The 16,954-nt window shown below is 64.7% G+C and carries 16 protein-coding genes and 1 pseudogene; 10 read left to right on the top strand and 7 right to left on the bottom strand.

The window, feature by feature from the left end:
• Positions 1-178: 178 nt before the first annotated feature.
• A complete protein-coding gene (locus tag ACXIQ9_RS01720; protein WP_459015204.1) occupies positions 179-1,366 on the top strand; it encodes a DUF4336 domain-containing protein in 1,188 nt (395 codons plus the stop codon).
• Here the strand turns inward: ACXIQ9_RS01720 and ACXIQ9_RS01715 are convergent.
• Positions 1,363-1,710, bottom strand: a complete 348-nt coding sequence (locus ACXIQ9_RS01715) for a DUF760 domain-containing protein (protein ID WP_010316770.1) — start codon at positions 1,708-1,710, stop codon at positions 1,363-1,365. The genes ACXIQ9_RS01720 and ACXIQ9_RS01715 overlap by 4 nt on opposite strands.
• Before the next feature lie 29 nt (positions 1,711-1,739).
• The gene (lepB, locus tag ACXIQ9_RS01710) at positions 1,740-2,321 is read right to left on the bottom strand and encodes a signal peptidase I (RefSeq protein WP_459015202.1); all 582 of its coding nucleotides are present in this window, start codon (positions 2,319-2,321) and stop codon (positions 1,740-1,742) included.
• Between the two features lie 53 nt (positions 2,322-2,374).
• On the opposite strand from lepB, the gene menD reads away from it, so the two are divergent.
• The 6 genes from menD to ACXIQ9_RS01680 all read left to right on the top strand — a co-directional run bounded on the left by menD (position 2,375) and on the right by ACXIQ9_RS01680 (position 9,326).
• Positions 2,375-4,153, top strand: a complete 1,779-nt coding sequence (menD, locus tag ACXIQ9_RS01705) for a 2-succinyl-5-enolpyruvyl-6-hydroxy-3-cyclohexene-1-carboxylic-acid synthase (protein ID WP_459015200.1) — start codon at positions 2,375-2,377, stop codon at positions 4,151-4,153.
• A gap of 7 nt (positions 4,154-4,160) precedes the next feature.
• Entirely contained in the window at positions 4,161-4,991 is an 831-nt protein-coding gene (menB, locus tag ACXIQ9_RS01700; protein WP_459015198.1) for a 1,4-dihydroxy-2-naphthoyl-CoA synthase, read from the top strand.
• Between the two features lie 49 nt (positions 4,992-5,040).
• On the top strand, positions 5,041-5,646 hold the full coding sequence (locus ACXIQ9_RS01695) for a L,D-transpeptidase (RefSeq protein WP_247478096.1): 606 nt from the start codon (positions 5,041-5,043) through the stop codon (positions 5,644-5,646).
• 41 nt (positions 5,647-5,687) lie between these two features.
• Complete coding sequence (gene glgA, locus ACXIQ9_RS01690) at positions 5,688-7,214, top strand: glycogen synthase GlgA (RefSeq protein WP_459015195.1); 1,527 nt, start codon at positions 5,688-5,690, stop codon at positions 7,212-7,214.
• 101 nt (positions 7,215-7,315) lie between these two features.
• On the top strand, positions 7,316-7,963 hold the full coding sequence (locus tag ACXIQ9_RS01685) for a hypothetical protein (RefSeq protein ID WP_459015193.1): 648 nt from the start codon (positions 7,316-7,318) through the stop codon (positions 7,961-7,963).
• 4 nt (positions 7,964-7,967) lie between these two features.
• The gene (locus tag ACXIQ9_RS01680; RefSeq protein ID WP_459015191.1) at positions 7,968-9,326 is read left to right on the top strand and encodes a UDP-N-acetylmuramoyl-tripeptide--D-alanyl-D-alanine ligase; all 1,359 of its coding nucleotides are present in this window, start codon (positions 7,968-7,970) and stop codon (positions 9,324-9,326) included.
• A gap of 19 nt (positions 9,327-9,345) precedes the next feature.
• Here the strand turns inward: ACXIQ9_RS01680 and glmU are convergent, their stop codons facing one another.
• From glmU to aroA, 3 genes and pseudogenes are all read right to left on the bottom strand, one after another.
• Positions 9,346-10,686, bottom strand: a complete 1,341-nt coding sequence (gene glmU / locus ACXIQ9_RS01675) for a bifunctional UDP-N-acetylglucosamine diphosphorylase/glucosamine-1-phosphate N-acetyltransferase GlmU (RefSeq protein ID WP_296420509.1) — start codon at positions 10,684-10,686, stop codon at positions 9,346-9,348.
• A 333-nt stretch (positions 10,687-11,019) separates the two neighbouring features.
• Positions 11,020-11,238: pseudogene (locus ACXIQ9_RS01670) on the bottom strand (MnmC family methyltransferase); the annotation flags it as partial.
• A gap of 352 nt (positions 11,239-11,590) precedes the next feature.
• Positions 11,591-12,898, bottom strand: a complete 1,308-nt coding sequence (gene aroA, locus ACXIQ9_RS01665) for a 3-phosphoshikimate 1-carboxyvinyltransferase (RefSeq protein WP_459015189.1) — start codon at positions 12,896-12,898, stop codon at positions 11,591-11,593.
• 87 nt (positions 12,899-12,985) lie between these two features.
• Between aroA and ACXIQ9_RS01660 the strand changes: the two genes are divergently transcribed.
• Positions 12,986-13,237, top strand: coding sequence for a Nif11-like leader peptide family natural product precursor (locus tag ACXIQ9_RS01660; RefSeq protein WP_010316784.1), 252 nt, complete (start codon positions 12,986-12,988; stop codon positions 13,235-13,237).
• Here the strand turns inward: ACXIQ9_RS01660 and ACXIQ9_RS01655 are convergent.
• Both ACXIQ9_RS01655 and ACXIQ9_RS01650 read right to left on the bottom strand, forming a co-directional pair.
• Positions 13,234-13,668: an Rrf2 family transcriptional regulator gene (locus tag ACXIQ9_RS01655; RefSeq protein ID WP_010316786.1), complete on the bottom strand. Its 435-nt coding sequence runs from the start codon at positions 13,666-13,668 to the stop codon at positions 13,234-13,236. The genes ACXIQ9_RS01660 and ACXIQ9_RS01655 overlap by 4 nt on opposite strands.
• Positions 13,669-13,671: 3 nt before the next feature.
• The gene (locus ACXIQ9_RS01650; protein ID WP_459015187.1) at positions 13,672-15,237 is read right to left on the bottom strand and encodes a UbiD family decarboxylase; all 1,566 of its coding nucleotides are present in this window, start codon (positions 15,235-15,237) and stop codon (positions 13,672-13,674) included.
• 63 nt (positions 15,238-15,300) lie between these two features.
• Here ACXIQ9_RS01650 and ACXIQ9_RS01645 point away from each other — a divergent pair, with 63 nt between their 5' ends.
• Positions 15,301-16,056, top strand: coding sequence for a 2-phosphosulfolactate phosphatase family protein (locus ACXIQ9_RS01645; protein WP_010316788.1), 756 nt, complete (start codon positions 15,301-15,303; stop codon positions 16,054-16,056).
• A gap of 36 nt (positions 16,057-16,092) precedes the next feature.
• A complete protein-coding gene (locus ACXIQ9_RS01640; protein ID WP_296420504.1) occupies positions 16,093-16,911 on the top strand; it encodes a carbon-nitrogen hydrolase family protein in 819 nt (272 codons plus the stop codon).
• Positions 16,912-16,954 lie beyond the last annotated feature (43 nt).

Here is a 16,954-nt window from a genome sequence, read left to right as displayed (position 1 = left end):
CTGGATCTTTACTGCTTCCACCGGTAGAGTTCGTGTATAACTATGGAATGCGGTTAGGGGGTGGCGTCATTCTTGGCGGCTTTCTCGTCTAGATTGTGACGAACGTCTTCACTGCTTTACCAGCATCTAGTCGCGACTAGTTGTTTCATAAGACACAAGCAGGCGGCTATTCCCATCCATGGCCAGAGACCTGATTGCAGTTGAAGTCGTCTCGCGAGGAGATCAGCGCTGGACTTGGTGGCCGTTGCTGCCCCTCTATCCCTACGGGCGCAAGCGCACGCTGGTGCGTGAGCTGATCCCAGACCAGCTCTGGAGTTTTGAGCAGCTTCAGGGTGTCTTTTACGTGGCGGTGCCCATCCGAATGACGGTGGTCCGTGTTCGTGGTGGCCTGATGCTCTATGCCCCAGTCGCGCCTACCGTCGAGGTCCGTCAGGCCCTTCGCTCCTTGGAGGAGCGTTTTGGAGCGGTCCAAACGATTGTGTTGCCGACTGCCTCAGGGTTGGAGCACAAGCTTCCTGTCCCGCCGATGGCACGGGCTTTTCCCAAGGCGGAGGTCTGGGTCACCCCCGGTCAGTGGAGCTTCCCGATCAACCTGCCGGCTAGCTGGTTGGGCTTCCCGCGGGCGCGAACCCGGGTTCTTCAGGAGGATGGCTATCCCCACAGCGACGAGCTGGTGTGGTCGTCCTTGGGTCCGCTTGACCTTGGGCTGGGTCGCTTTCAGGAATTTGCCTGCCTGCATCAGGCCAGTGGCTCGCTGCTGCTAACGGATGCCTTGGTGGCCATTAACCCAGAGCCACCAACCATTTTTGATTTCGATCCCACCCCTCTGCTCTTCCATGCCCGTGACAGCGGCGATCAACCCCTGACGGACACGCCGGAACTGCGCCAAAAAGGTTGGGAGCGTCTGGCTTTGTTTGCTTCGTTTTTGCGGCCGGAGGCCCTGGAGGTACCACCCCTCCGCGAGCTGTTGTCCAAGGCGTTTCAGCCGGGCTGTCGCTCAGCCCGGAGTTATTTCGGCCTCTTCCCATTTCAGTGGCGCTCGAGTTCCCGTACTGCCTTTGCAGCGTTAACCCAGCCGAGCGGCTCGCTTCTGGTGGCACCCGTGCTGGAGCGCCTGGTTTTTCCTCGTTCCAGGCCCGTGGTGATTCGCTGGTTGCGGGAATTGGCGCAACTGCCCCAGGTGCGCTGGGTCGTGCCGGCCCATTACGACGCTCCTGTGCCCTGTTCCAACGAACAGTTGGCCCAGTTGGCCGATGCGTTCGAGCGCAGGGAGTGGGCCCCAAACGAGGGGAACTGGGACTACCTCGCCTCGATCGATCAGTTGTTGGTGCGCTCCGGTGTTGTTCCGGGTGAAGACTCGGCCTAGAGCCTGAGTTCGCCGGGGTCTGCGTCGGCGCCGCCGTCGTCGAACAGCGTTGCTTCCAATTCCATGCGCTGCTCCATTTGGCGCAGGAAATACCCCGTCATCATCGCCGAGGCGAGAAGGCCAGCCAGATGGTCACGGCTGGCGGTGATCTTCACGTCGAATTGCTCACCGGGAATCATCCCGAGCAGGCCTTGGACGTTGTGCCGAATGATGTCTTGAATGTCGCCGCTGGCGGAGCGAGCCACGCGTTGCAACACGTCCGGAGACTGTTCCTGCAGGTACTGAATCAGGGAGTTGCCGCTGATCGGTTCGCTGTCGCTGGTCAGGAACTCCGGGTTGAACATTCCGGGGTGATCCACGTCAGGCTTGCACCCTACCCCAGCTGATTCTCTGGCTCTGGGGCGGGGAACCGAATCAAACCGGCCCGCCTGAGGGGCCAGTAACGCAGAACAGCGGTGCCAATCAGATCCTGCTCGGGCAGTGGTCCCCAGACGTGGGAATCGAGGCTGGCATTGCGGTTGTCCCCAAGAACCAAGAGGTGGTGATCGGGGACGGTGACGGGGCCAAAGCTGTAGTCGATCGCCTCAGTGCGCCAGGGTTCCGCGACGGCTTCACCGTTGCGGAGCAGCTCACCTCCGCGGATTTCCACGACATCGCCGGGTTGGCCGATCACCCGTTTGATCAGAGCTGCCGCTGGGTCATAGCCAGCGGCGACGAGCTGCTCAGGGGCACGGAAGACCACGACGCTTCCTGTTGGAACGCCAGAGCCCAGTTTGGGCCGGATTTTCTCCACAAGAATCCTGTCCTGCAGTTGCAGGGTGGGGAGCATGGAACCGGAGGGAATCCAGCGCGGTTCGATCACTGCCCAGCGCAGCACCAGGGCCAATGCCAGCCACAGCAGGATCGATCTCCAGCCCTTCACCGCTGACTCGGGTGCTTGTCGCGGAGTCTGCATCGATTCAGCGTGGGCCGGCATGATCGCCACATCCTGATCAATGGCCCGCCCCGGTGCCTCTGCCCCCTCCCCACCCCTGCAGTGCTGAGGCGAATCTTCAGGCGGCGCTTGCGTTGTTGCTTGAGCTCCAGCGCCAGGGGCTGAGGCGTCTGGTGCTCTGCCCTGGGAGCCGTTCGGCTCCCTTGGCCTTGGCCGCTGGACTGCTGGCGGAGCAAGGGTTGGAGTTGTTCTGCGGCGTGGACGAGCGCTCAGCGGCCTTTCTTGCCCTCGGTTTGAGTCGCGGGGACGGTCGTCCTGCGGCCCTGGTGACCACCTCGGGAACTGCGGTGGCGAATCTGCTTCCTGCCGTCGTGGAGGCCGATTTCGGTGCGATTCCGCTGCTGGTGCTGAGCGCCGATCGCCCCGCCCGCTTGAAGGGCTGTGGGGCGAATCAGACGGTGAATCAAGAGTCGTTTCTTGCCTCCTCTTGCCGCTGTTTGCTTCAGGGGGATCCCCGGGGTCTGGCGGCGATGGAGCGCTCGGAACTGCGGGTGTTTGCCCAGCAGGCCTGGGCGAAGGCGCTGCTTCCCCCCTGGGGCCCGGTGCACTGCAATCTCCCCTTTGAAGAACCCCTGCATGCCCCGGCCGAGAGCATCAGCCGCCTGCAGAGCGAACTCAAGGCGCAGCCCCCTGAGGCGGCCAGTGCCGAAGACCTGATTCCCTCTCTTGCGGCCGGGGCTGGAGAGGGTCTTCCCTTCGATCTCGATCGCCCAGGGGTGGTGATCGCCGGTCCCTGGCGTGGTCGCGCGGAGGACTTGCCGGGCTTTGCCGCTGCCCTGCAGCGCTGGCAGGCGCGGACGGGGTGGCCGGTCTTGGCTGATCCGCTTTCCGGGCTGCGGGGTTGGCCTGGCCTGAGCTGTGTTCTCAGCTACGACCTGTTCCTGGCAGAGGGCCATCAGCTGCCTTCTGCGCCACAACTGTTGCGCCTGGGGCCGGTGCCAGCGAGCCGTCGTCTGCAGGCCTGGATTCAGCGAAGCGCCGGCGTTCAGTTGTTGGTGAGTGAACAGGATCCGCGCAACTTCGATGCCTTGGGCACGGCCAGCCAGCATTGGCCCCATGGACTGGAGGCCTGGCTCGCTCAGCACCCCGCGTCCCGCTGGGACGCTCCAGTGGCTGCTGGTAACCAGCGGTGGCGCGACCTCTGGTGGGCGGCTGAGCAGCAGGTGCAGCAGCGTCTGGACCAGCTGCTCCCGGCGCAGGGGCTCTCGGAGCCAGGCTTGGCCCGGAACCTCAGTCGCGTTCTGCCAGCCGATTGGGGCTTGATGCTCGCCAGCAGCAGTCCGGTGCGGGACTGGGAGAGCTTCTCGGCCCCGGATGCCCCTTGCCGCAGCATTGATGGCTTCCGCGGTGCCTCGGGCATCGATGGGACGTTGTCCCTCGCTGCCGGTTTGGCCATCAGCAGAGGCCCCCTGGTGCTCTTGAGCGGTGACTTGGCCCTGCTGCACGACGCCAATGGCTGGCTTTGGCTGCAGCAGCTGCGAGAGCGTGGCGCCCAGCTAACGGTCGTGATGGTCGATAACGGCGGCGGCGGCATCTTTGAGCAATTGCCGATCCGTCCGGCCCTGGATTTCGAGCGCCTGTTCGCGATGCCACAAGCTATGGACCACCTGCGCTGGGCCGAGGGCTATGGCATCCCCGCCCAGCGCGTAGAGAGCCTGGAGGCGTTGCCCCCGGCCTTGGCTTGGGCGCATGGGCAGACGCTCAGCCTTCTGGTGGTGCAAACCGATCGCCAGGCGGATGCGCAGTTGCGGCAAAGCCTGCGCCGCACAATGGTCGAACTCGCCACCCGCTGAAGCCGCTGTGCAGTGGATTCCCCAGGGCTCCTACGACGACATCCTGTTTGATCTCAGTGAGGAGGGCATCGCCCGGATTCAGATCAATCGCCCGGAAAAGCGCAACGCCTTTCGTCCAAAGACCGTCAGCGAACTCTTTGATGCGTTTTCACGGGTGCGGGATAACCCGCGGGTTGGGGTGGTCCTCTTCGGCGGGGTCGGCCCTGCCCCCGATGGTGGTTATGCCTTTTGTGCCGGCGGTGATCAGAGCGTCCGCGGTGACGGGGGCTACGTCGGTGATGACGGCCTGCCGCGGCTGAATGTTCTTGATCTTCAGCGCCTGATCCGCAGCCTGCCCAAGGTGGTGATTGCCCTGGTGGCCGGCTACGCCATCGGTGGCGGACAGGTGTTGCACCTGCTCTGTGACCTGAGCCTGGCGGCTGAGAACGCTCGCTTCGGCCAGACCGGTCCGCGGGTGGGCAGTTTTGACGGGGGCTTTGGCGCTGGTTATCTCGCCCGCGTGGTCGGCCAGCGCAAGGCGCGGGAGATCTGGTTCCTCTGCCGCCAGTACGGCGCCCAGGAGGCGTTGGAGATGGGCTTGGTCAATGCCGTTGTTCCCCTTGATCAGCTCGAGCTGGAGGGGATGCGTTGGGCGCGGGAGGTGATGCAGCACAGCCCGACGGCGATCCGTTGCCTGAAGGCGGCGTTTAATGCGGAGACCGATGGTCTTGCGGGCATCCAAGAACTGGCCGGGCAAGCCACCCATCTCTTTTATCGAACGGAAGAGGGGCAGGAGGGCAGAAATGCATTCCTGGAGAAACGGTCTCCCGATTTTTCTGGCTCCGACTGGCTGCCGTAGCACAACTGAAGTCTCGTAGCTAGTCCTAGGTGAGACTGCTGCTTGGCTTGTGACCTTCTCCCGCTCGACTGGCCTCGCCCTCCTGGCGCCTTTGGCCTTGGCCCTGCTTCCGCAGATCGCTGAGGCACGCCAACCCGACCCCATTCCACCTCCGGCACCGGTCATTAGTGATGCGGTGGCCCTCTCCCGCATCCCGACCTCGCTGATGAATCAGGAGGGACTCCACCTGGTGCTCGATCGCCAGACGCGGCAGTTGATGGTGATCAAGGACGGCCGGATGCTGCATCGCTACCCCGCCGCCGTTGGTACGGACGGTTGGGAAACGCCTGCCGGCAGCCATCGGGTTCTCGAGAAGGTGGCCAAGCCCGTTTGGCAGCATCCAGGCAATGGCTCCCAGGTCCCTCAGGGCCCGAAGAATCCCCTGGGTTCACGCTGGATTGGCTTCCATCGCAACTGCACCCCCAAAGAGAATGCCTGGGACGGTGAGCGCTATCTCAGCGTCAATGGCTGCACGGTGGCGGGCTTCCATGGCACGCCCCACCGCTGGACCGTTGGACGTGCGGTCTCCCATGGCTGCGTACGTCTTTACGAAGAAAACGTCCAGGAAGTGTTTGAGCTGGTCGAGGTCGGCACGTTGGTGACGGTCCTTCCCTAGAGACTGCCCGTAAAGTTGCGCCCACTTGCGATCCCATCGCCATGCGGGTGCTCTTTGCTGCGGCTGAATGTGCACCGATGGTGAAGGTCGGCGGGATGGGCGACGTGGTCGGCTCCCTCCCCCCGGCCCTGGCACCCCTGGGCCACGACGTACGGCTGATCATGCCGGGCTATGGCCGCCTCTGGAGCCTTCTGCAGATCCCGGCTGATCCCATCTGGCGTGGCCACACGATGGGCACCGATTTTGCGGTGTTCGAAACCCGTCATCCGACGAATGGCTTGCCCCTGTACCTGGTCGGCCACCCTGTCTTCGATCCCGAGCGGATCTACGGCGGCGAGGACGAGGACTGGCGTTTCACCTTCTTTGCCAGTGCCGTCTCGGAATTTGCCTGGCACCACTGGAAGCCCGACATCCTGCATTGCCATGACTGGCATACCGGGATGATTCCGGTGTGGATGCACCAGGACGCGGAGATCAGCACCGTCTTCACCATCCACAACCTCAAGTACCAGGGCCCCTGGCGCTGGAAGCTCGATCGGATGACCTGGTGCCCCTGGTACATGCAGGGTGACCACACGATGGCGGCGGCATTGCTTTACGCCGACCGGGTCAATGCGGTCTCACCGACCTACGCCCAGGAGATCCGCACGCCTGAGTACGGCGAGAAGCTCGACGGCCTGTTGAATTTCGTTAGCGGCAAGTTGCGCGGCATCCTCAACGGCATCGACCAAGACGCCTGGAACCCGGCCACCGATTCCACCCTGCCCGCGACCTTCTCCGCCGATGACCTCTCAGGCCGCGCCGTGTGCAAACGGGCCCTGCAGGAGCGCATGGGCTTAGCGGTCAATCCCGACACTTATCTCATGGGTGTGGTCAGCCGTCTGGTGGACCAAAAAGGCATTGATCTTCTGCTGCAGGTGGCGGACCGGGTCCTGGCCTATTCCGACAGCCAGATCGTGGTCTTGGGGACCGGGGACCGGCACCTCGAGGCGGGGCTCTGGCAGATGGCTTCCCGCTATCCGGGGCGTTTTGCGGTCTTCCTGACCTATGACGACGCCCTCTCGCGCTTGATCTACGCCGGTAGTGATTCGTTCTTGATGCCGAGTCGGTTTGAGCCGTGTGGCATCAGTCAGCTCCTGGCGATGCGCTACGGCTCCATTCCGGTGGTTCGCCGCGTCGGTGGTCTGGTCGACACCGTCCCGCCCCACGACCCAAATGGCCACACCGGCACGGGGTTTGGCTTCGACCGCTACGAACCACTCGACTTCTACACCTCGATCGTCCGCTCCTGGGAGGCTTATCGCCATCGCCAGAGTTGGACGGAGCTGCAGCGCCGTGCCATGCAGGCCAATTTCAGCTGGGATCGCTCCGCCCTGGAGTACGACCGGATGTACAAGGAGGTCAAAGGGGTCAAAGAACCGACCCCCGATGCCCAGGCGGTGGAGCAGTTCTCCCAGGGTCAGCAGGCCGATCCGAGCCGCCAGGGCCTTGACCAAGCCTCTGAGGCCGAGGCTGGTTCTGGTCTGCGCAATCCCCTCTCGCTTCTGCGTCGCCGGAGCAGCCGCTGAGTTCTCCTCCGCCCACAGAACGGCGCAGCAATCTGCCGGCGCCCTACAAGAACCCTTGGCTTTCCCTGGCCGAGGACCTTGGCGCCGTCCGCGGCGACCTTGTGCTCCGCTTCCGGGAACTTTGGCGACGCAATCGCCAGGGAAGCCTCTGGTCGCCGTCCTGGTGGCCGTCGGATCTCGCTCCCCTGTTCTGGCCGGCTTTAGCCCTGCTCTTAGCGGCACTGCTCGGGTCGGTCCTGGTCCTGCTGCTGCGGGTCTGGCCCTCTGCCCCTGATCCAGCCGCACCAGCCGCCGTGGTGCAGAGCGCACCTGAGCTGCAGCAATCCTCCGAGCCGCTCAGCGATCCGGAGGTGGCCCAAGCACCTGCTTTGGTTGAGGAGCCGCCTGTTCAGCCGATTGAGCCGATCGAACCGAGCGATGCCGACGCTGTTGATTTGGAACCTGAGGGATTCGAGGGGCCCTATGCCCCCGACCCTTTGCTTGAGCTGGTGCAGCGACCCGAGGCCGATGGACTGCTGGTCCAGGCCGAGGGCGTTGCCGACCAGTCCCTCTTAATCCTGCAGGTGCGGCCAGCCTTCCCGGCACTGACCCCGCAGGAGCAGCAGCGGCGCGCTGAGGTTTGGCAGCTGTGGGCCAATCAGCTCGGCTACGAACACCTGGAGCTACGCGATTCCCGCTCTGGCCTCATCGCTCGAGATGCCCTGGTCGGTGAGGGCATGATCGTGCTCAGCGAATCTCCGTCCACCTGATCCGATGCAGCTCGGCGCTCTGATGGCCCTCTGGGGAGCCCCCAAAGGTGCCTCAACCGATTGGGATCCCGAGGCTGCCGTCGGCGAGATCTGCACCGACACCCGGACGCTCTCGGCTGGTCAACTGTTCGTTCCCCTGGTGGGTGAGCGCTTCGATGGCCATGTGTTCCTGCCCCAGGCGTTGGCCGTTGGAGCCCAGGCTGCCCTTGTGCAACGGAATCGACGTCAGCTAGTTCCAGAGGGTCTGCTCCATTGGCTCGTCGATGACAGCCTTGATGCCTACCAGCAGTTGGCGTTGCTCCATCGCCGGCAGTTGCATTGCCCCGTGGTGGCCGTGACCGGTTCGGCGGGGAAGACCACAACCCGTGAATTGATTCGCTCAGCCCTGCTGCCCTTGGGTCCTGTTCAAGCGAGCCGTGGCAATGAGAACAACGACATCGGTGTTCCACTCACCCTCCTCAACGCCAGCGACGAACACCGGGCTGTGGTCGTCGAGATGGGCATGCGTGGCCTCGGTGAAATTGAACGCTTGAGCCGCGCCGCTGCCCCAGACGTGGCGGTGGTCACCAACATCGGGACCGCCCATATCGGACGTCTGGGAAGCCGGGAGGCAATCGCCCAGGCCAAGTTGGAAATCACGGCCGCCCTGCGGGAGGACGGTCTGCTCGTTGTGCCGGCGGGCGATCCACTGCTCGAGGCGGCTGTGGCTCAGGTTTGGTCGGGTCGGGTCGCACGGGTTGCTCTGTCTGATGAAGCCGGCGCCGATCAGGCCGATTGGATCGGTGAGCTCGATGAGCACACTGGGGTGATGCGCGTGGGCGGATTGCGTATTCACTTGCCCTTGGAGGGGCGCCATAACGCCCGCAATCTGCTGTTGGCCCTGGCCGTTGCTGCCGAGCTCGGGGTGTCAGCAGGCGCATTGACCCAGATGAGTGTTGCGGTCCCGGGGGGGCGCAACCGGCGCCTGCAGATGGGCGGCTTGACGCTGTTGGATGAGACCTACAACGCCTCCCCAGAAGCCGTCTTGGCGGCCTTGGATCTACTGGCGCGCCAGCCCGGCCGCCGCTTTGCGGTCCTGGGCACCATGCTGGAGCTCGGTGAGCAGAGTGTTGCCCTGCACCGCCAGGTAGCCGAGCGCGCCGCTGCGCTGGATCTCAATGGTTTGGTGATCGTGGCCAGTGGGAGCGAGGCTGAGGCGATGGCCCAGGCGGCTGCGCCCTTGCCTCGGGTGTTGGTCGTCGAGCGGCCAGAGGCCGCTGCCGCAGCGCTTCAGCAATGGCTCTTGGCTGGAGATGTGCTGTTGCTGAAGGCCAGCCGCGGTGTTGCCCTTGAGCGTTTGATTCCGCTGCTTCCAGAGGTCTGAGCCAATCTGGCCTGCTCGCCTAGGACCAGTTCTCCTTGATCAGTTGCTTGGCGCGGCCGAGCGCTAGGGCACCAGCGGGGACATCCTTGGTCAAGGTCGATCCGGCTCCCACCGTCACGTTGGCCCCCAGGGTGATCGGCGCGACCAGCACGGAGTTGGCTCCGGTTTTGCTGCCAGCACCAATCACGGTCCGGTGTTTGTTGACCCCGTCGTAGTTGGCGGTGATGGTGCCCGCGCCAACGTTCACCTGTTCACCGAGCTGCGCATCGCCGATGTAGCTGAGGTGGTTGACCTTGCTCCCGGCGGCGATTTGGCTCTTCTTGATTTCGACGAAGTTGCCGATCCGGCAGTCCCGGGCCAGTTCGGTCCCAGGCCGGAGCTGGGCGTAGGGGCCAATCGTGCAGCCATCAGCGACGACCGCATCACGCACGACGGAGTAGAGGACCTCCACCTCTTCGCCAACGCTGGCGTTCTCGAGGAAGCTTCCAGGGCCGATGCGGCAGCCACGGCCCACGTTGGTGTTTCCGCGGAAATGGCATTGCGGTTCCACGACGACATCTCGGCCGAAACGGGTGCCATCGCTGAGGGTGCAGCTCTCGGGGTCGACAAAGGTCACGCCCTCGGCCATCCAGTGGCGACGCAGGCGCTGCTGGATCACCGCTTCGCATTGCGCCAGTTGGTAGCGGTCATTGATGCCATTGATCTCATCGGCATCGGCCACCTCCACGTGCATGGCGGGGCTGAGCATCGCCACGGTGTCCGTGAGATACAGCTCCCCTTGGTCGTTATCGGTGCTCAGTTGGGGGAGGACCGCAGCGAGCTTGCTCCAGTTGAAGCAGTAGATCCCGGCGTTGGTGAGGTTGTTGGCTCGCTGCTCCTCGCTGCAATCGCGGTGTTCGACGATGGCGGAGACATGGCCACTGGCATCGGCGAAGACGCGCCCGTAGCCGGTTGGGTCATCCAGCCTCGCGGTCAACAGGGTCACGGCCGCCTGGGAGGTGCGGTGGCGCTCGAGCAGTGCCGTGATCGTCTCCTCCCGCAGCAGCGGTACGTCCCCATTGAGGACCAGAAGCTCACCCTCAAAGTCCGCCAGGGGCGCCAGCAATTGCTGGACCGCATGGCCAGTGCCGTTCTGGGGCTGCTGCAGCACAAATTCCAACCCCCCGTGCTGGCTCAGGGACTGCTCGACGCGCTCGGCCTGGTGCCCGACGATCAGGATCTGGCGCTGGGGGTCCAGGGCGCGGCAGCTGCCGAGCACGCGCTCCACCAGGGTTGCTCCCGCCAGTGGCTGCAGCACCTTGGGCAGGTCGCTTTTCATGCGGGTGCCCTTTCCGGCGGCCAACACGGCAACGGCGAGCATCGGCAGGGGCGGGTAGCTGAGCGGGAATCTACTGGTGGTTCCCGCAAGTCCCCAGCGCCGGCGCCAGGCACTCGTGCCTTCCACGTTCCCCTCGCGCATGGCCTTGGCCTGCGCCTGTTGCCGCTGTTGAAGAATCGTTTTGCGGTCCAGGCAGAAGCCCGGGTCGCGGTAGGGCTCGGCGGCGTTCGTGCCGAGATGCTCCATCTCCATCGGTGTGAGCGACCGAAGTCTTGGGCCTGGTGTCAGGGGGGAGGGGCTGGCCGCGGTGCCGCCGCTCCAATCCTGTTTGTGCTGCTGCAGTCCGCAGGGTGCCTCGATCGCCGCGACCTCGAGGCCGGCCAGGCGCAGGGCCTGACGTACGGCCGCCGCACTGCAATAGGTCAGCAACCGGCCCTCGGGCTTGAGCAGGGAACCCAGGGCACCGAGAAATTCAACGCTCCAGAGCTGGGGGCAGCGACTGGGCGAGAACGCATCCAACAGCAACAGATCGAACTGCCCCTTCTGCTCTTCGACCAGCGGCTGGACCGCCAGCCTGGCGTCTCCCCAGAGCATGCCTGGGCTGCTGCAGAGTTCCTGAAGCCGCGCCACCGTGCCGGGTTGCCACTGCGCGCGAAAGACAGGGCTCGTCAGGGCTTGGGCCAAGGGTTCGCGGTCGAGCTCGAGTCCCCACCAGTGCAGTTCCAGCCCTCGGCTGGCGCAGGCCTCAATCAGCGCAGCGGTGTTGCAGCCGGTGCCGACGCAGACATCCAGGACCCGAAGGCTGCTGCCCCGCCCCAGGCGCTCCAGCCCTGCAGGTTCCACGAATTTCTCGCGTGCTTCCGTTAGGGCGCCGCGGCTGCTGTGGAAGGCCTCGCCGAACTCCGGACTGAACAGGCTGAAGCTGCCGTCGCCGGTGCTGCGGACCTCAAGCTTGAAGCCGTTCGAGGTCATCCCAGAAGCCCGGGTAGGAGACGGCGGCCGCTTCCGGTCGCGCGATCGTGGTCACGCCCGAGGCGATCTGGGCGGCGACGGCCAGGCTCATGGCGACCCGGTGATCGGTTTCGCTATCGACTTCGGCGCCGTGCAGCATCACGCCGCCCTGGATGGTCATCCCGTCGGGGAACTCCTCGATCTGGGCACCCATGGCTCCGAGTTGACGGGCCATGACCGCCAGACGATCGGTTTCCTTGACCCTCAACTCCTCGGCCCCCGTGACCCGGCTGGGACCTTCGGCGCAGCAGGCGGCCACGGCCAGAACAGGGATCTCATCCACCAGCCGGGGGATCAGATCGGCGCCAATGCTGAAGCCCTTCAGGGGGCCATGCACGACCCGCAGATCACCCACGGGCTCGCCTGCGACGTCCCGGGCATTGAGCACCTCGATGCGGGCTCCCATCTGCTCGAGAACATCCAGAATGCCGGTGCGGCTTGGGTTGAGGCCGACGTTTTCGATCGTCAGGTCCGCCCCGGGGGTGATCGCTCCAGCAACCAACCAGAAGGCGGCGGAGCTGATGTCACCAGGCACAACCACGTCCTGCCCTTTGAGGCTCGAGCCCGGCACCACGGTCACTTCCGTTTGGCCTGGACCTCCAACGCTGAGGTCGGCGCCGAAGGCGCGCAGCATCCTCTCGCTGTGGTCCCGGCTCTGGACTGGCTCGATCACCGTCGTCGGTCCGTCCGCGGTGAGCGCCGCCAGAAGGATCGCGCTTTTGACCTGGGCGGAGGCCACGGGGGTGCGAATCGTGGCCCCTCTCAATTGACGGCCTTCGATCGCCAGGGGGGCGAGGTTTCCGCCTGCGCGCCCATGGATCGTGGCTCCCATCTCGGAGAGGGGACCGCCCACCCGCTTCATCGGCCGGCGCCGCAGGGAGTCGTCACCAGTCACAACGAAATGGCGACCACTGCGGCCCGCCAGCAGACCCAGCATCAGGCGCATGGTGGTACCCGAGTTGCCGCAATCCAGCACGCTCTCGGGTTCTTGAAAGCCATCGAGGCCGACGCCTTCGACGACCACGGTTTTGCCGGCTTCGATCGCTGAGACTTGAACACCCATCGCCCGCAGGCAGGCGGCGGTGCTCAGCGGATCCTCCGCGGGAAGCAGTCCTTCAATCCGTGTTGTGCCCTCGGCGATCGCGCCAAAGAGCAGGGCGCGGTGGGAGATCGACTTGTCGCCTGGGACCCGAACGTGGCCCTTCAGGCTGCGGCCGTTGCTGGTGCCCAGGGCGAGGGACATGGAGGAGGACTTGGTTTCAGCGAGCGTAGGAACTGATCGAAAACAGGCTCAACTCGCCAAACTGAGCACACCCCCGATCAAGGGTCCATGGCCGAGCAACTTCAGGCAGTCTTTGGCTTCCTCGCTCTGATTCAGGGCGACGCTGAGCTGCGGGCGCGACTCAATGAGGTCTGTACCGCCGATGAGGTGGCAGCGATCGCCAGCGCGATGGGGCACCCCTTTGAGGCCTCCACCTTGCTGGGGCTGTTTGAGCGCTGCAACGAAGCCCCCGTCGCTCGCTCCGGGCTGATGGATGAAAAGCTGATCCGCGTTTATCTCCAGCGGGACGCCCTGGCTTAACCCAGCATCAGGCCGCCCTCGTTGCTTAGGCATTCCTGCCAGCTCTGAAGGTCAAACAGGAGTTCTTGAAGGGTGAGCTGCTTGAGCTCGCGATCCAGGGCGGATTGCAGCCGCCGGCCCATGCTCTTGAGCACGTCCTGCTCGGCGCGGCTGCTGTCCCCGGGGGCGTCGAGCACCAGGGGGGCACCGACGGCCTTGAGGACCTCTCCTACGGGAATGGCCTCGGCGGGGCGGCTGAGGCGGTAGCCCCCCTGGCGACCTCGCTTCGCCTCGACGAGTGCTGCGCGCCGCAGCTGCAGGAGCAACTGCTCGAGCATTGGGGCGGGCAGTCCCTGGGCCTCGGCAATCTCGCTAACGGAACACCACTGGGGGTTGACCATGGCGAGGTGCAGTAACGCCTGGAGTGCCTGCAGAGCGCTGCGCCGCAACATCGTTCAGGCCGGCCGTTGCAGCCGCTCGAGAACCTGCTCGAGCACATAGCCAAACAGCGCAGGGTCGGGTTCCTGTTGACCGACGTCGCCCAGGCCCAATTCCTCCCAGCGTTGATCTACAAGGCGCTCGAGTTCGGCGGGCCGTTGCAGTGGCTCGCCCCAGGGGTGGTTGCGCTCGGGGCCCACTTTGGTGGTGGCGTCGATCGCTAGCCGTCCCCCCAGTCCCAGCTGTTCGCTGGCGAAGTCAAGCGTGTCGAAAGGGGTGTTCTCCAGGACGAAAAGATCGCGCTGTGGATCCACCAGGGCACTGATCGCCCAGATCACCTGCCTTGGATCGCGAATGTTGATCGACTTATCGACGACGACGACGAACTTGGTGTAGGTGAATTGGGGTAGGGCACTCCAGAAGGCCATGGCGGCCCGCTTGGCCTGCCCCGGGTAGGCCTTGTCGATGGCGATCACGGCCAGCTTGTAGCTGAGCCCTTCCATGGGCAGGAAGAAATCAACGATCTCCGGAATTTGCTGGCGCAGGATCGGCGTGTAGATCCGGTTCAGGGCGATGGCGAGCATCGCGTCTTCTTTGGGGGGCCGTCCGCTGAAGGTCGTGAAGTACGTGGGATTGCGCCGTTGGGTGACGCACTGGATGCGCACCAGCGGTGAGGGTTCAACGCCTCCGTAGAAGCCCATGTGATCGCCAAAGGGGCCATCGGCCAGCTCCTCCCCTGGGGTGATCGTTCCCTCCAGAACGATTTCGCTGTGGCTGGGCACCTCCAGATCCAGGGTTTTGCACTTCGCCAGGCGAACCCCCTCACCGGCGTAGAGACCCGCGAAGAGCCACTCACTGAGTTGAACCGGGATCGGGGTCGCAGCGGCCATCACCAGCAGCGGGTGAACGCCAATCGCGATGGCGATCTCCAGGGGTTTGCCCAGGGCAGCGGCTTTGCGCAGGTGGCGGGCGCCGCCACGGACGCTCAGCCAGTGCACGGTCATCGTGCTGATCGACTGCTGTTGCAGCCGGTAGACACCGACGTTGGGGGTGCCGGTCTCCGGGTCCTTGGTGATCACCAGGCCGAGGGTGATGATCCGGCCGGCATCACCGGGCCAGGGACGCAGCAGGGGCAGGCGATCGAGGTTGACGGCATCACCCTGAAACACCTCCTGCCGGCAGGGGGGCAGCAGGTCGAGGTCGGGTTTCGCCTTCAGGACATCCAGCAGGACCGAACCAAAGCGCAGGGCTTCCCTCGGTCCCTTGGGGGGCTTGGGCTGTTGCAGCAGGGCCAGGCGCTCGCCGAGGGCTTCGAGCTCCTCGGGTCGCTCCATCCCCATTGACCAGAGCACCCGCTCCAGGGTCCCCAGCAGATTGACGGCGACGGGGATGCTCGAGCCCTTGACGTTCTCGAACAGCAGGGCGGGACCGCCGCAGCCGAGCACCCGATCGGCAATAGCCGCCAGCTCGAGGTCCGGGTCCACCGGAGCGCTGATGCGGCGCAACTGACCCCGAGCCTCCAGCAGCTCCAAAAAGCCCCTCAGATCGCGTTGGGATCCAATGGCGTTGGCCGCAGATCCCATGGCGCTCTCAACTTTTCAACAGGTTCTGCCTACTGTGACGCACCCCCTTGAGTCACTGCGGCCGTGCAGATCTCCTATTTCCACACGTCGGAGAACGTTCCCAGCCTGCGCCCCGTGGCTGAGGGCGGCCCCGACGCGGCCGTTGTGATTGATGTCCTGCGGGCGACCACCACCATTGCCTGCGCCCTGCAAAGCGGTGCCGAGGCCATTCAGGCCTTCGCCGAGCTTGAGGCCCTGAATCAAGCGGCCGATGCCTGGGTCCCTGAGCGTTGCCTGCGCGCGGGTGAGCGCGGTGGTCAGCGGGTGGAGGGCTACGACTTGGGCAACTCTCCCCTGGCGGTGACCCCTGAGGTGGTCGGGGGCAAGCGCATCTTCATGAGCACGACCAATGGCACCCGCTCCCTGGAGGCTGTGAAGCCCGTGCCGCTCTTGGTGACGGCCTGTCTGCCCAACCGCACGGCGGTCGCCAAGCGCTTAATCGACCATGGGGTCGAGCGGGTTTGGGTCGTCGGCAGTGGTTGGGAAGGGGACTACTCCCTGGAGGACAGCCTGGCTGCCGGTGCCGTGATTTCAGCTGCGATGGAGTGTGCCGTCTCGCCCCATGTGGGGGTGCGCTGCGCCAATGATGAGGCCCTGGCGGCCCTGGCCCTTTGGCAGCAATGGCGCCATGACACCGAAACCTGCCTGCGGGCCGCAAGCCATGGCCAGCGTCTGATCGGTCTGGGTAACCATGACGCCGATTTCGCCTGTTGCGCGGCCGTCGACACGATGACCATGGTTCCCACCCAAACCAGCCCAGGGGTGTTGCAGGCCGCTTGATCCCCTTACAGTGGCCGCGGTGGCAAAACTCCAGCGTTGACAAGCTTTCTGGCGTCGGCAATCCAGCTCAACAGCAGCGCTGATCTCACCGCCAATTTCGCCGCCGCTGAAGAGCAGATTGAGCTGGCCGTTCGCCGCGGTGCCGAGTTGGTTGGCCTGCCGGAGAACTTCGCCTTCATGGGTGAGGACAGCCAGCGCCTCGAGCAGGCCGCGCTCATTGCTGAGCAGGCGCAGCGCTTCCTCATCACCATGGCGCGCCGCTACCAGGTGACCCTGATGGGTGGTGGTTACCCGGTGCCGGCGGGGGCAGGTCTGACGAGCAACCGTGCCCAGCTCGTGGCCAAGGACGGTCAAATTCTGGCCACCTACGACAAGATCCACCTCTTTGACGTCGATCTGCCCGACGGCAATACCTATCAGGAGTCAGCAACGGTTCAGCCCGGCAATACCCTGCCGCCTGTCGTCGAGGTTCCTGGCCTGTGCCGCGTTGGACTCTCCATTTGCTACGACGTTCGTTTCCCTGAGCTCTACCGGCACCTGGCGGCTGAGGGTGCCGATCTGCTCTTCATTCCGGCGGCCTTCACAGCCTTTACCGGCAAGGATCACTGGAATGTCCTGCTGCAGGCCCGGGCGATTGAAAACACTGCCTATGTGGTCGCACCGGCGCAAACGGGTCATCACGGTGGTCGTCGCCAAACCCATGGCCACGCCCTGGTGATCGATCCCTGGGGCACCGTGCTCTCCGATGCCGGGACCTCGGTGGGCCAGGCCGTCGCACCGATCGATGTGGGCCATCGCCAGCGGATCCAGGCCCAGATGCCGAGCCTTCAGCACCGCAAGCCAGCGCTCTTTTAAGGCGAGAGTTGTGTCGTTGCTGACGCTGCAACACCAAGTCAGG

Source organism: Synechococcus sp. LTW-G (assembly GCF_054459035.1).
The sequence above is the reverse complement of the archived record's forward strand: the minus strand, read 5'-3'. Positions and strand labels throughout refer to the sequence as shown.